Consider the following 13,166-nt stretch of genomic DNA (forward strand, 5'->3'; position numbering starts at 1 on the left):
GCTGCCCTGCGGACGAATCCCCGGGGTCACCAGCTTAAACGCCTGCCCCAGCTCATGCTTAAAGCGCACCGCCTCCTGGGCTGAACACACCACCCCATCAAGGCCGCAGCGTTGGGTCAGCGCCGCCAGCTTCGCCGCGTAGTCAGCCGGAGATAAGGTAATGCCCAGATCCTGTAGATCGCTGGACTCCATGCTGGTGAGTACCGTGACAGCGATCAGCAGCGGCGCATCTTTGCCAAACGGCAGCAGCGCTTCGCGCGCGGCGGTCATCATTCGCGCGCCGCCGGAAGCATGGACATTCACCATCCATACGCCCAGCTCAGCCGCTGCAGCCACCGCGCGGGCGGTGGTGTTGGGAATATCGTGAAACTTAAGGTCCAGGAACACCTCAAACCCACGCTGATGCAGATCGCGGACAAACTGCGGGCCCAGCAGGGTGAACATCTCTTTGCCCACCTTCAGGCGGCAGTCGCGCGGGTCGATGCGGTCGACAAATGCCAGCGCTTTATCGCGATTATCATAGTCGAGCGCAACCACAACGGGAGAGGATGTGACAGCGCGGGAAGATGGGATAGCTGTAGACGTCATGACCAGACCTTAGTGTTGATGGGCGCCGGGGTGGCGCAAAAAAGGTAAACGGGCAGCATTCTACCTGTGAAGCGAACAAAATAACAGACTGCCGTACCTGCCCTGACCGGACGATGGCGCTGCCGGGGCCGCGCCTGGAGAGGAGTGAAGCGATAAGTATGTTGTAACTAACGGAGGGCTTTTTTTTGGCTTTACTGGCCGTCGAGACCGCGAATGGGTTTAATGGTCGCCCACGAGCGGCAGGACGGACAATGCCAGTAGAGTGTATGAGCGGTAAACCCGCATTTCTGGCAGCGATAGCGTGGTTTGCTGCGCACCTGCTCACCAACCATGTTTCGCAGCACCCCAAGGCTTTCTTTCGCCCGCCCTTCTTCCGCTTCGTTGAGATGGTAGTCCATCAGCTTATGGAAGACGCGCATGGTCGGGTGGCGTTCCAGCTGCCGGGTGACGTAGTTTTGCGCCGCTTCGACGCCTTCCCGCTGCTCAAGGATCTGCGCCAGCATCAGTTCGGCGGTCGCCCCGGCGTTCTCCTCCACGCAGCGGCGCAGAAAAACTTCCCATTCATCGGTTTTGCCGAGCTGCTGGTAGCAGGTCTGCAGCATCTCCAGCGTTTCACCCACCAGCTCTTTATCCTGATCGATAACCCGCTCGAGGCTCTCCACCGCTTTGGCGTAGTCGCCCTTTTCCATCCACACCCGGCCCATCATGATCGATACCCGGGCGCTGGTGCGGTCCGCGGCGGCGCCTTTTCTCAACAACGCCATCGCTTTATCCAGATCGTTGGCTGCCATCTGCTGCAGGGCCAGTTCGCACCAGAAGTTGGCGATTTCGCCACGATGTTTCTCTTTCCCCAGCTTCACCAGCCGTTCAGCCACTTCAATAGCCGACTGCCAGTCGCTGGTCGCCTGGTAAATCTGCAGCAGTTGCTGCAGCGCGCCGAGGCGGAAATCGGTCTCATCCACCAGCTGTTTGAACATGTCTTCCGCGCGGTCATACAGTCCGGCGGCCATATAATCCCGTCCCAGCTGCTGCACCGCCAACAGGCGCTGATCGTAGGTTAACGACGCGCTTTCCATCAGGCTCTGGTGAATTCGGATCGCGCGGTCGACTTCGCCGCGCGAACGGAACAAATTACCGAGCGTCAGGTGCGCCTCAACGGTACCGGTATCCTCTTTCAGCATATCAAGGAACAGGTCGACGGCTTTATCCTGCTGGTTGCTGAGCAGGAAGTTAACCCCCGCCACGTAATCTCGCGACAGGCGGCTAGCATCGTCCTGTTTGGACTGTTGTGCACTTCTGCGCCCCATGTACCAGCCGTAAGCGGCGGCAACGGGTAAAAGCAGAAACAACAACTCCAGCATAAGAGGTTATTCCTTCACCGCAGGCACGCCTGCGTCGACAGCCGCTGGGCTGACGGGGGCAATCTGATGCTCAAGACGCTTAATTTTCCGCTCCGCGCGCGCCAGTGAGACACGCACCCGCAGCCAGAACAGGCCGCAGATCAGCCAGCCAATGGCAAAGCCCGCGGCAAACAGCACCGCCAGCAGCGTCGATATGCGGAATTCACCCTGAGCGAGTAAATAGTTGAAAGTGACCTGTTGGTCATTCTGCGCCCCCAGCGTCACTGAAATGACGAAGATTGCTAACACCAGTAAGAAAATGAGTAAATATTTCACATGACTTCCCGTTATGTGGGTTGCGCGAAAAAAGCCCGCTTTCAGCCCTATAAAGTATCATTTTCGCCGCAGCGGTGGAATGAAAAAGCATGGCAACTCTTCAGGATATGCGGTCGGATGCCGCTAAAATCAACATTATTCCGCTTCAGGCATCCGTTTTTTAATATCCTGCGCCTCTTCTCCGGGCGGCGAGAGCGGCCCACAAAGGCGCTGCGTCAGCCAGCAGGCCACCGTGACCAGCAGCCAGGAGATCAGCGTGGCGACGATGAGATCCAGCGGCCAGTGCATGCCCAGCGCCAAGCGACTGCCCATCACCGCCGTCGCCCACACCAGCAGCACCGCGATTGTGCCCCAGCGGCGACGCGGCCACAGCAGCCCCGCAGCGAGTAACGCCCAGCTGGCGGCAAACATGGTGTGACCTGACGGGAAAGCAAACCCCGTCTCCTTCTGCCAGTGTTTGCGTAAAAATGACGGAATGTCCTGCGCCTGCGCCAGCTGTTCATGCACCAGTTTAGCGCGTTCTTTACGCTTTAACGCGTAGAATTGCGTCACCGGCACCTGCCTTGTGTTTTCCAGCCAGATGACGAACGGTCTCGGCTCCTGGACCCGCGCCTTGACCCAGGATTTCGCCCCCTGTCCCGCCAGGATAGCGGCGGCAAGGATAAGGAACAGGATCAACGCCGCGCGCAGCCGAAAGCGCAGACACCAGAGGAACCAGCCGCAAAGCACGACATGAGTGATAATTCCCCACGGCTGGGTCACCGTTTCCGTCACCCACCACAGGCTTTTCAACATGGCAACCGGCAGTCCAGGCTGCCACAGCCACCCGGAAAGCCAGACCGTGAGGGGCATAACCAGCAGCAGCGCCGCCGCGAGAGCAGTTCGTCGGGCTATCAACAGCATTTTCTCTCCTTCTCCTTGTAGATGAACATCATAGCGGAAAGTAGATCGTTTGTGCGCTTTCCACACGGCTAACCGTTCGCGATTAGGAGAACGTCCAGGCGTTGTGGCAAAATAGCGGGAAACAGAAAGCACAGTCAGGTGCTGACAGAATCTGGAGAATCACATGCAGCTTAAACGTGTGGCAGAAGCCAAACTGCCAACCCCCTGGGGCGATTTCCTGATGGTGGGTTTTGAAGAACTGGCAACCGGACAGGATCATGTCGCGCTGGTGTATGGCGATATATCAGGGCAGTCGCCGGTCCTCGCCCGCGTACATTCAGAGTGTTTGACGGGCGATGCCCTGTTTAGCCTGCGCTGTGATTGCGGCTTTCAACTGGAAGCGGCTCTGTCGCATATCGCTGAAGAAGGTCGGGGGATCCTGCTCTATCACCGCCAGGAAGGACGCAACATTGGTTTATTGAATAAGATCCGCGCCTACGCGCTGCAGGATCAGGGCTACGACACTGTCGAAGCGAACCATCAGCTTGGCTTCGCCGCCGATGAGCGCGATTTCACCTTGTGCGCCGACATGTTCAAATTGCTCAACGTTGAGCAGGTGCGGTTATTAACCAATAACCCGAAAAAAGTGGAAATTCTTACCGAAGCCGGGATCAACATTGTGGAGCGGGTGCCGCTGATCGTCGGGCGTAACCCGAAAAACGCTCACTATCTGGACACCAAAGCCGCCAAGATGGGCCATCTGCTGAACAGCAAGCCGACGGAATAAACCGGTGGAATAACCGAAAAAGGGCCAGCGATGCTGGCCCTTTGTTTCACAGCATATTACGAATAACGTAGTGCAGGATGCCGTCGTTGCGGTAGTAGGTGAGTTCTGTCGCCGTGTCGATACGGCACCGACAAGGGATCGCTTCCTGCGAGCCGTCAGCGCGAGTCAGGGTCACCGGCACCGTAGCGCCAGGCTGAAGCGACTGCAGATTGCTAATATCAATCCGCTCTTCCCCGGTCAACCGCAGCGTTTTGCGGGTGACGCCCTGCGGGAACTCCAGCGGCAAAATGCCCATTCCGATCAGGTTTGAACGATGGATACGCTCGAAGGACTCGGCGATCACTACCCGAATCCCCAGCAGGCGCGGCCCCTTCGCCGCCCAGTCACGGCTGGAACCTGAGCCATACTCCTTACCGGCAATCACCGCCAGCGGTGTGCCCTCAGCCTTGTACAGCATCGCCGCATCGTAAATCGCCATCGGTTCAGGATCCGGCAGATGGCGGGTCATGCCCCCTTCCATCCCTGGGACCATTTCGTTACGAATGCGGATATTGGCGAAGGTGCCACGCATCATCACCTCATGGTTACCGCGACGGGAACCATAGGAGTTAAAGTCGCGCCGGGCAACCCCATGCTCCTGCAGATAGCGGCCTGCCGGACTATCGGCTTTGATGCTCCCCGCCGGCGAAATGTGGTCCGTGGTGACTGAGTCGCCCAGCATGGCGAGGATCCGCGCGCCGCGAATATCCTCTACCGGCAGCGGCTCGGCGCCCATCTCGTCAAAGAACGGCGACAAGCGAATATAGGTCGAGTCCTCCTGCCAGTCGTAGGTATCTGACGCCTCCACCTTGATCGCCTTCCACTCCTCAGTGCCGGAAAACAATTCCGCGTACTCTTTGCGGAACATCTCGGTGGAGACCTGTTCCACCGCGCGGGCAATCTCCTCCCCGCTCGGCCAGATATCTTTCAGATAGACCGGCTCGCCATTCTTGCTCTGTCCCAACGGCTCGCGGGTGAGGTCGATATTCATGTTCCCCGCCAGCGCATAGGCGACCACCAACGGCGGCGAGGCCAGCCAGTTGGTTTTCACCAGCGGATGAATACGCCCTTCGAAGTTACGGTTACCGGAGAGCACTGCCCCGACGGTCAGATCGCCTTTTTTGATCGCTTCTTCGATAGGTTCAGGCAATGGACCGGAGTTACCGATACAGGTGGTGCAACCATATCCCACCAGATTGAAGCCGAGCTGGTCGAGGTAAGGCGTCAGGCCGGCATGGGCCAGATAATCCGACACCACTTTCGAGCCTGGGGCCAGGGAAGCTTTCACCCACGGCTGCGGCTGCAGGCCGCGTTCGACGGCTTTTTTCGCCAGCAGGCCGGCGGCCATCAACACGCTGGGGTTAGAGGTATTGGTGCAGGAGGTAATCGCTGCAATAGCCACCGCGCCATCCGGTAGCGAATAGTGATGCCCGTTCAGCGTATAGTCAACCGGCTGACGCTGACGCTGAAGGTGGTTAACCTCCAGCTCGCCGCTGGCGGCGAAGGCTTTCGGAACATCGCCCAGCGCCACGCGATCCTGCGGTCGCTTCGGCCCGGCGAGGCTCGCTTCGACGCTGCTCATATCCAGCGCCAGGGTACTGGTAAAGACCGGCTCATCGCCAGGCTGGCGCCACATGCCCTGGGCTTTAGCGTAGGCTTCCACCAGCGCGACCTGTTCTTCGCTACGGCCGCTGAGACGCATATAGCTGAGCGTTACGTCATCGATAGGGAAAAAGCCACAGGTGGCGCCATACTCCGGCGCCATATTGGCGATGGTCGCCCTGTCGGCAAGGGGTAAGGTATCCAGGCCGTCACCGTAGAATTCAACAAACTTGCCGACGACGCCATGCTGACGCAGCATTTGGGTAACCGTCAGTACCAGGTCAGTGGCGGTGATGCCTTCGCGCAGTTTGCCGCTGAGCTTAAAGCCCACAACATCGGGGATCAGCATTGACACCGGCTGGCCCAGCATAGCGGCTTCCGCTTCAATCCCGCCCACTCCCCAGCCCAGCACGCCAAGACCATTAATCATGGTGGTATGGGAGTCGGTGCCCACCAGCGTATCCGGCCACGCCATCCACTGGCCGTTCACCTCCTCGCTCCAGACCGCCCGGCCAAGGTATTCCAGGTTCACCTGATGGCAAATACCGGTGCCCGGCGGCACCACGCTGAAGCGGCTGAAGGCCTGCTGCCCCCAGCGCAGAAAAGCGTAGCGTTCGTGGTTCCGCTCCATTTCCAGGCGGACGTTGTCTTCGAAGGCCTCGTCGTCGCCGAAGCGGTCAACGGTCACCGAGTGGTCGATCACCAGGTCAACCGGCGATAGCGGATTAACCTTCGCCGTATCGCCGCCAAGGCGTTTCACCGCCTCGCGCATGGCGGCCAGATCCACTACCGCCGGCACGCCGGTAAAGTCCTGCATCAGGACGCGTGCCGGACGGTAGGCGATTTCCCGGTCGGCATGGGCCTGTTGCAGCCAGCCGGCCAGGGCGCGAATATCTTCTTCAGTTACCGAGTCACCGTCCTGCCAGCGCAGCAGGTTCTCCATCAGCACCTTCAGCGACTTGGGCAGTCGACTGATCTCGCCCAGCTGCTTCTCCGCCAACGGCAGGCTGTAGTAATGCCAGGTTTTATCGTTGACCTGCAGCGTGTCCTTACTGGCTTCTCGTAGGGTTGACGACATAGCTCCTCCTTTATCTCAGGGATGGCATACCCTGATTCTCCTCAGGGTCTCCATTAAAGATAACACATACTGAGCATAACACTTTGATAACAACCCAAATTGCTAAATACGACGAGACAGAGAGAGAGGAAACGGGAATTATCCGAGAGCAGGCGAAATAGCACCAAAATAGTGCAAAGAGGGCGTATGCCGATATTGTATTAGTACACGAGGACAAAAAAAGAGCTAATCGGCCAGCGGGCAGTGATTAGCTCTGGTGAGTGATTTCAGGTTGGATGAATCCAGCGGCAAAATATATTCTCCCTGTATTGCCGGTCACTGATTTTATATTACAGTTTCCTTTCACTGTCATAAAAATGACATGTATCTACAACGATGACCTACAGCTTTAGCTGACAATCCAGATGTTGCAGATGGTGAGCGCGATGATGCTCCAGAACATCGCCAACCCTACCAACACTACGCCCCATACGCGACTACGCAGAACGGGATCGATTTCGGTTTTGTCATTCTCGTATGACATCGCCAGTTTCATGTAATCGATATTACTTATCATATTGTCACCACCAATTGCTCAAATCATCAGGTACAGATAAATCTTAATTATGGATAAAAGATTAATCCAGTGAATTTAGGCCTGATGGAATATATTTAACCGGTTATTTGATCGCGGCGGGCATAATGAAAAACGTGTTGCCAAAAATTATTAATTTTGTGATTGGTTCGAGGTTTAAGTTGTTAAATACAGTCCATCATAGTTAATGGCACTCCTCGCAGGGAGTGCCATTATTATTTTCAGGGTTATTTTTCCGGAAGTTTTATATCTTTGAACATCGCTTCAATATCTTCATTCGAGCGTAAAGCCACCGCGGTATCTACCACGTCCCTGGTCAAATGGGGAGCAAAACGTTGAATAAAATCATACATGTAGCTTCGTAAGAAGGTGCTACGGCGGAAACCTATCTTAGTGGTGCTGTGGCTGAAAATACCGTTCGCATCCAGCTTCACCAGATCCGGGTCAGAGACCGGATCCACCGCCATGCTGGCGATTACCCCTACCCCCAGCCCCAGGCGAACATAGGTTTTGATGACGTCGGCATCGGTGGCGGTAAAAACAATGCGCGGCGTCAGGCCCGCACGGTTAAACGCAGTATCCAGTTCGGAGCGGCCGGTAAAACCAAAGGTATAGGTTACCAATGGATACTGGGCCAGTTCCTCTATGGACACCGAGCCCTTGGTGGCCAGAGGATGCTCGGGGGTCACTACAATCGACCGGTTCCAGTGATAGCATGGCAGCATCACCAGATCGTCATACAGATGCAGCGCCTCGGTGGCGATGGCGAAATCGGCATTGCCTTTCGACACAGCCTCCGCAATCTGAGTCGGCGAGCCCTGATGCATATGCAGCGACACCCGCGGGTAGCGTTCAATAAACCCCTTGATCACTCCCGGTAACGCATAGCGCGCCTGGGTATGGGTGGTGGCGACGTAAAGAGACCCTTTGTCAGGCCAGGTATGCTCTCCGGCGACAGATTTGATGGCATCGACTTTCGACAGCACTTCGCGGGCGATGCGGATGATCTCCTGCCCGGCCGGCGTCACCTGGGTTAAGTGTTTACCGCTGCGGGCAAAGATCTGAATGCCCAGCTCATCCTCCAGCATGCGGACCTGCTTACTGATACCCGGCTGGGAGGTATAGAGCCCTTCGGCGGTGGATGAAACATTCAGGTTATGGTTAACCACCTCAACGATGTAGCGAAGCTGTTGTAGTTTCATGGCTGATATCCGTTTGCGCGTAAAATGAAGCCGCTTAATACACTTTACGTTCAGGCAACTTGTCGCCGATGAAGGCCCTGGGCTCCCGGCAGTTGGCCATAGTGGCGCCGCAATGCATCCTGAAAGCGATGATGTATAAGACGTTTTAATAATAAAAAAGGCATTAACTATAACCACTATATCATTTATATCAACACTGTATAGACGCTAACGAAAAATAATATAGGTGGTTATAAGGGGAGGAAATTAACGCAAAGAGGGGAAGACGACACGGCAGAGAAATGCACTCTCTCTGCCGGTCGCCTGAGCAGGAAAAGCGCGCTTTTCCTGCCCGAACGAACGCCATTACTTTTTGGCTTCCGTCCACTTACCGTCGATAAAGAAAGCTGACCAGCCGGTCGCTTTGCCCTCTTTTTCGGACGCCACGTACTGTTGCTTGGTTTTACGGCTAAAGCGTACCAGCGTTTTATTGCCTTCCGGATCCTGCTGCGGCGCATCGGCGAGATAACGCAGTTTTTCCGGCAGACGATCGCGGAAGCGGTACAGCTCCTCCACCAGCGGCGCACGCGTTTCCCGTGATTTCGGGAAGGTGTTGGCCGCCAGGAAGACGCCCGCCGCCCCGTCGCGCAGCACAAAGTAGGCGTCAGACTTCTCACACGGCAGCTCCGGCAGCGGCACCGGATCTTCCTTCGGCGGAGCCACTTCGCCATTGCGTAGGATCTTACGCGTGTTCTTACACTCGTCGTTGGTACAGGCCATGTATTTACCGAAACGCCCCATTTTCAGGTGCATTTCAGACCCGCACTTCTCGCACTCCACCACCGGGCCGTCATAGCCCTTGATGCGGAATTCGCCCTCTTCAATCTCGTAGCCGTCGCAGGTCGGGTTATTACCACAGACGTGCAGCTTACGCTTAGGATCGATAAGGTAGCTGTCCATCGCCGTCCCACACTTCTGGCAGCGACGTTTGGCGCGCAGCGCGTTGGTTTCCGCGTCATCGCCTTCCAGCACGTTGAGGACTTCGTTCTCCGGCACCAGGTTGATGGTGGTTTTGCACCGCTCTTTCGGCGGCAAGGCATAGCCCGAACAGCCGAGGAAAACGCCGGTGCTGGCGGTACGGATCCCCATTTTACGGCCGCAGGTCGGGCAGTCGATGCTGGTGAGCACCATCGGGTTCGGCTGCATGCCGCCCTCTTCCGGATCTTTCTCTGCCGTCGCCAGCTGGGTGGTAAAATCGCCGAAGAAGTGGTTCAGCACCTCTTTCCACTCGGCCTGGTGGTTCGCAACCTGGTCGAGGCGATCCTCCATCTGCGCGGTAAAATCGTAGTTCATCAGATCGCGGAAGTTTTCTTCCAGCCGGTCGGTAACGATCTCGCCCATTTTTTCGGCGTAAAAACGACGGTTTTCCACCCGCACGTAGCCGCGATCCTGAATGGTCGAAATGATCGACGCGTAGGTCGACGGACGGCCAATCCCGCGTTTTTCCAGCTCTTTCACCAGCGAGGCCTCGCTGAAACGCGCCGGCGGCTTGGTAAAGTGCTGCGCAGGCGTCAGCTCCACCAGGCTCAGGCGGTCGCCCTGTTTGACCAGCGGCAGCGTCCGGTCTTCATCGCCCTTGCGCAGCGCCGGCATGACTTTTGTCCAGCCGTCGAAACGTAAAGTGCGACCGCGCGCTTTCAGTTTGAAATCACCCGCAGCCACGGTCAGCGTGGTGGAGTCGTACTGCGCCGGCGTCATCTGACAGGCGACAAACTGGCGCCAGATCAGCTGATAAAGCTTCTGCGCATCCGCTTCCATATCTTTCAGCGTTTCCGCCAGCACGTTCACATCAGACGGACGAATCGCTTCGTGCGCTTCCTGCGAGTTTTCTTTGCTGGCGTACTGGTTCGCGCTATCCGGCAGATATTTTTTGCCAAATTTGTCGCTGATGTAGCCGCGAACCATGTTCAGCGCGTCCTGACTCAGGTTGGTGGAGTCGGTACGCATATAGGTGATGTGCCCTGCCTCATAGAGTCGCTGAGCCATCATCATGGTCTTTTTCACACCGAAGCCCAGACGGGTGCTGGCCGCCTGCTGCAGGGTGGAGGTGATGAACGGCGCGCCCGGCTTGCTGCTGGTCGGCTTATCTTCACGCTCCAGTACGCTGTAGCTGGCTTTTTCCAGCAGCGATACCGCCGCCATGGTCTCATCGCGGCTGACCGGACGGAACGGCTTATCGTCCTTATGGGTCACCTGCAGCGGCAGGGCGTCACCGCCCGGCGTGGTGGTGCTGGCGTCGACTTCCCAGTACTCTTCCGGGACGAACGCTTTAATTTCACGTTCACGCTCCACCACCAGGCGGACCGCGACGGACTGTACGCGCCCGGCAGAAAGACCACGGGCGATTTTTTTCCACAGCAGCGGCGAAACCATATAGCCCACCACGCGGTCCATAAAACGACGCGCCTGCTGGGCGTTAACCCGATCGATATTCAGTTCGCCCGGCTTTTCAAAGGCCTGACGAATAGCGTTTTTGGTGATCTCATTGAACACCACGCGACTGTAACGCTGTTCATCGCCGCCGATGACTTCCCGCAGGTGCCAGGCAATGGCTTCCCCTTCGCGGTCAAGGTCGGTTGCGAGATAGATGTGGTCAGCTTTTTCCGCCAACTGTTTGAGTTCTGAAACTACCTTTTCTTTACCCGGAAGTACTTCATAGTGCGCATTCCAGTCATGCCATGGGTCCACGCCCATACGGTTAACCAGAGCACTACGTTCGTCCTTTTTAGGCTTTTTAGCCCCTTTGGTGGCGGTAGAGTCGGCGCTCTTTTTGGAAGCTGATCCACTGGTCGGCAAATCGCGGATATGACCGACGCTGGATTTCACCACGTAGTCATTACCCAGATACTTATTGATCGTTTTGGCTTTTGCCGGGGACTCAACGATAACGAGAGCTTTACCCATATTCACCTTTACCTAATTTGATTCATCCAGGAATACATCGCACATTCATACACCCTCCACTGGCGACTGCCTCATATGTTGCGGCACCGTCGGTGAATATCAACCCTGAACACCCGTTTCATCTCCGTAAAACCAGGCGCTTGAGTTTGCTGACTTTTTCTCGTCAGGTGACATAGCACGAAGAATTTTTGGCCGAATGTCAAGCAAATCTGTTGCCAGATCGCCGAAAGCGTCACACTGTACCTGATAAAATTCGTTACGCAACTTTATTAGCATGCAAAAGCAAATCCCGCCAGTAAACGGCTGTTTCTCCACTGGTTACCATTACCCTTGATTTATGCATGGAAAATTTGCCCCACGCCGCCGCGCGGCGTAAACTACGCGCGGAGAAAAAGAGGAGTCCGTTATGCAAGGTACAACCCAACCAATCGATCGCCAGACGCTGCTCGAAAAAGCCAACAAACTTATTCGCGAACATGAGGATACGTTAGCCGGTATCGAAGCCACCGACGTCGTTCAGCGCAACAATGTCCTGGTGTTTAGCGGTGAGTTTTACCTTGATGAGCAGGGACTACCGACGCCGAAGAGTACAGCGGTATTTAACATGTTTAAGTATCTTGCTCACGAGCTGTCGGACAAGTACCACCTGGTCGATTAAGACCGGTGAAAACAATAACGCGAGGCCCAGGCCTCGCGTTATGTTATTTACATCAGCGGTTTCTGACCGCGCTGCCACCAGCGCAGCAGAAGCCGATCGGCGCTCTCCGCCGCGCTACCGGTAAAGCGGTCGAGCATCTTCTTACGCTGTTGATAACGCACCCCGATCACCTCGTGGCTCTCCATCAGCCCCAGCAGCAGCTCATCGCTGGTTTCAACCGCATCCACCAGACCTTTTTCCAGCGCCTGCACCCCGTACCAGTGTTCGCCGGTGGCCACCTGCTCAATATCAAGTCCCGGACGCATCCGGTGGACGAAATCCTTGAACAAATGATGTGTCTCATTGAGATCCTCGCGGAACTTGCGCCGCCCTTCCTCGGTATTTTCGCCCAGCATGGTGAGCGTTCGTTTGTACTGCCCGGCAGTGTGCAGTTCGATATCGATATCTTTATTCTTCAGGAAGCGGTGCAGGTTCGGGATCTGCGCCACCACACCAATAGATCCGAGGATCGCAAACGGCGCCGAGACAATTTTGTTCGCCACGCAGGCCATCATATAGCCGCCGCTGGCCGCCACTTTGTCGACCGCCACCGTCAGCGGGATCTGCTTGTCGCGCAAACGCTGCAGCTGAGAGGCGGCCAGACCGTAGCCGTGCACCACCCCGCCGGGGCTTTCCAGGCGAATCACCACCTGATCGCGCGCTTTCGCCGCCGCCAGTACCGCGGTGATCTCTTCCCGCAGGCTATTGACCTCATGAGCATCCATACTGCCTTTGAAATCCAGCACCCAGGCGCGCGGCTTGCCTTCCGGCTCGGCATTGCCCAGCTTCGCCCGCGCTTTGGCCGCCTTCGCCTCTTGTTTTTGTCTTTTTCTTCTGCGCCTTATGCCACTGCTTCTGCTGCGGGCCGTCCAGCAGCGCCACCGCCAGCGATTCCTTCATCTCTTTATAATGCTCGCTAAGATTGGTCACCCGCAGCTCGCCGCGCTGCTTCTTGCGCTGAGCGAGGTTGACGATAATAGCGGCAATCACCGCGATGGCGACGACAACCGTCGCGATCTTGGCTAAAAATAAGCCGTACTGAGCAAGTAATTCCACGTTTTCACCTTGTGTAAAGCACTGACGTTGCTGCACAGTGTA

The 13,166-nt window shown here is 56.5% G+C and carries 10 protein-coding genes and 1 pseudogene; 2 read left to right on the forward strand and 9 right to left on the reverse strand.

The window, feature by feature from the left end:
• The 4 genes from pyrF to pgpB all read right to left on the reverse strand — a co-directional run.
• A partial coding sequence (pyrF, locus tag HMPREF1024_RS0126945) for an orotidine-5'-phosphate decarboxylase (RefSeq protein ID WP_009309097.1) occupies nt 1–588 on the reverse strand: 588 nt, incomplete at its 3' end.
• 191 nt (nt 589–779) lie between these two features.
• Nucleotides 780–1,949, reverse strand: a complete 1,170-nt coding sequence (gene lapB / locus HMPREF1024_RS08740; RefSeq protein ID WP_002901781.1) for a lipopolysaccharide assembly protein LapB — start codon at nt 1,947–1,949, stop codon at nt 780–782.
• Between the two features lie 6 nt (nt 1,950–1,955).
• Nucleotides 1,956–2,264 carry a LapA family protein gene (locus HMPREF1024_RS08735; RefSeq protein ID WP_002901780.1) on the reverse strand — a complete coding sequence of 103 codons (309 nt, stop codon included), beginning with the start codon at nt 2,262–2,264 and terminating at the stop codon, nt 1,956–1,958.
• A gap of 135 nt (nt 2,265–2,399) precedes the next feature.
• Nucleotides 2,400–3,167, reverse strand: coding sequence for a phosphatidylglycerophosphatase B (pgpB, locus tag HMPREF1024_RS08730; RefSeq protein ID WP_002901779.1), 768 nt, complete (start codon nt 3,165–3,167; stop codon nt 2,400–2,402).
• Between the two features lie 163 nt (nt 3,168–3,330).
• On the opposite strand from pgpB, the gene ribA reads away from it, so the two are divergent.
• Nucleotides 3,331–3,933 carry a GTP cyclohydrolase II gene (gene ribA / locus HMPREF1024_RS08725; RefSeq protein WP_002901778.1) on the forward strand — a complete coding sequence of 201 codons (603 nt, stop codon included), beginning with the start codon at nt 3,331–3,333 and terminating at the stop codon, nt 3,931–3,933.
• Nucleotides 3,934–3,979: 46 nt separating this feature from the next.
• On the opposite strand, the gene acnA is transcribed toward ribA, so the two are convergent.
• The 4 genes from acnA to topA all read right to left on the reverse strand — a co-directional run bounded on the left by acnA (nt 3,980) and on the right by topA (nt 11,371).
• Complete coding sequence (gene acnA, locus HMPREF1024_RS08720; protein ID WP_009309098.1) at nt 3,980–6,652, reverse strand: aconitate hydratase AcnA; 2,673 nt, start codon at nt 6,650–6,652, stop codon at nt 3,980–3,982.
• 388 nt (nt 6,653–7,040) lie between these two features.
• Nucleotides 7,041–7,208 (reverse strand): YmiA family putative membrane protein, encoded by a 168-nt coding sequence (locus tag HMPREF1024_RS08715; RefSeq protein WP_002901776.1) that lies wholly within the window; start codon nt 7,206–7,208, stop codon nt 7,041–7,043.
• A 245-nt stretch (nt 7,209–7,453) separates the two neighbouring features.
• The gene (cysB, locus tag HMPREF1024_RS08710) at nt 7,454–8,428 is read right to left on the reverse strand and encodes an HTH-type transcriptional regulator CysB (RefSeq protein ID WP_002901772.1); all 975 of its coding nucleotides are present in this window, start codon (nt 8,426–8,428) and stop codon (nt 7,454–7,456) included.
• 345 nt (nt 8,429–8,773) lie between these two features.
• The gene (gene topA, locus HMPREF1024_RS08705) at nt 8,774–11,371 is read right to left on the reverse strand and encodes a type I DNA topoisomerase (RefSeq protein WP_002901763.1); all 2,598 of its coding nucleotides are present in this window, start codon (nt 11,369–11,371) and stop codon (nt 8,774–8,776) included.
• Between the two features lie 406 nt (nt 11,372–11,777).
• Here topA and HMPREF1024_RS08700 point away from each other — a divergent pair, with 406 nt between their 5' ends.
• A complete protein-coding gene (locus HMPREF1024_RS08700; RefSeq protein ID WP_002901761.1) occupies nt 11,778–12,029 on the forward strand; it encodes a YciN family protein in 252 nt (83 codons plus the stop codon).
• Nucleotides 12,030–12,076: 47 nt separating this feature from the next.
• Here the strand turns inward: HMPREF1024_RS08700 and sohB are convergent.
• Nucleotides 12,077–13,124 (reverse strand): annotated as a pseudogene (sohB, locus tag HMPREF1024_RS0126960) (protease SohB).
• Nucleotides 13,125–13,166 lie beyond the last annotated feature (42 nt).

The sequence above is a fragment of the Klebsiella sp. 4_1_44FAA genome, assembly GCF_000238715.1.
Lineage (GTDB): Bacteria > Pseudomonadota > Gammaproteobacteria > Enterobacterales > Enterobacteriaceae > Klebsiella > Klebsiella pneumoniae.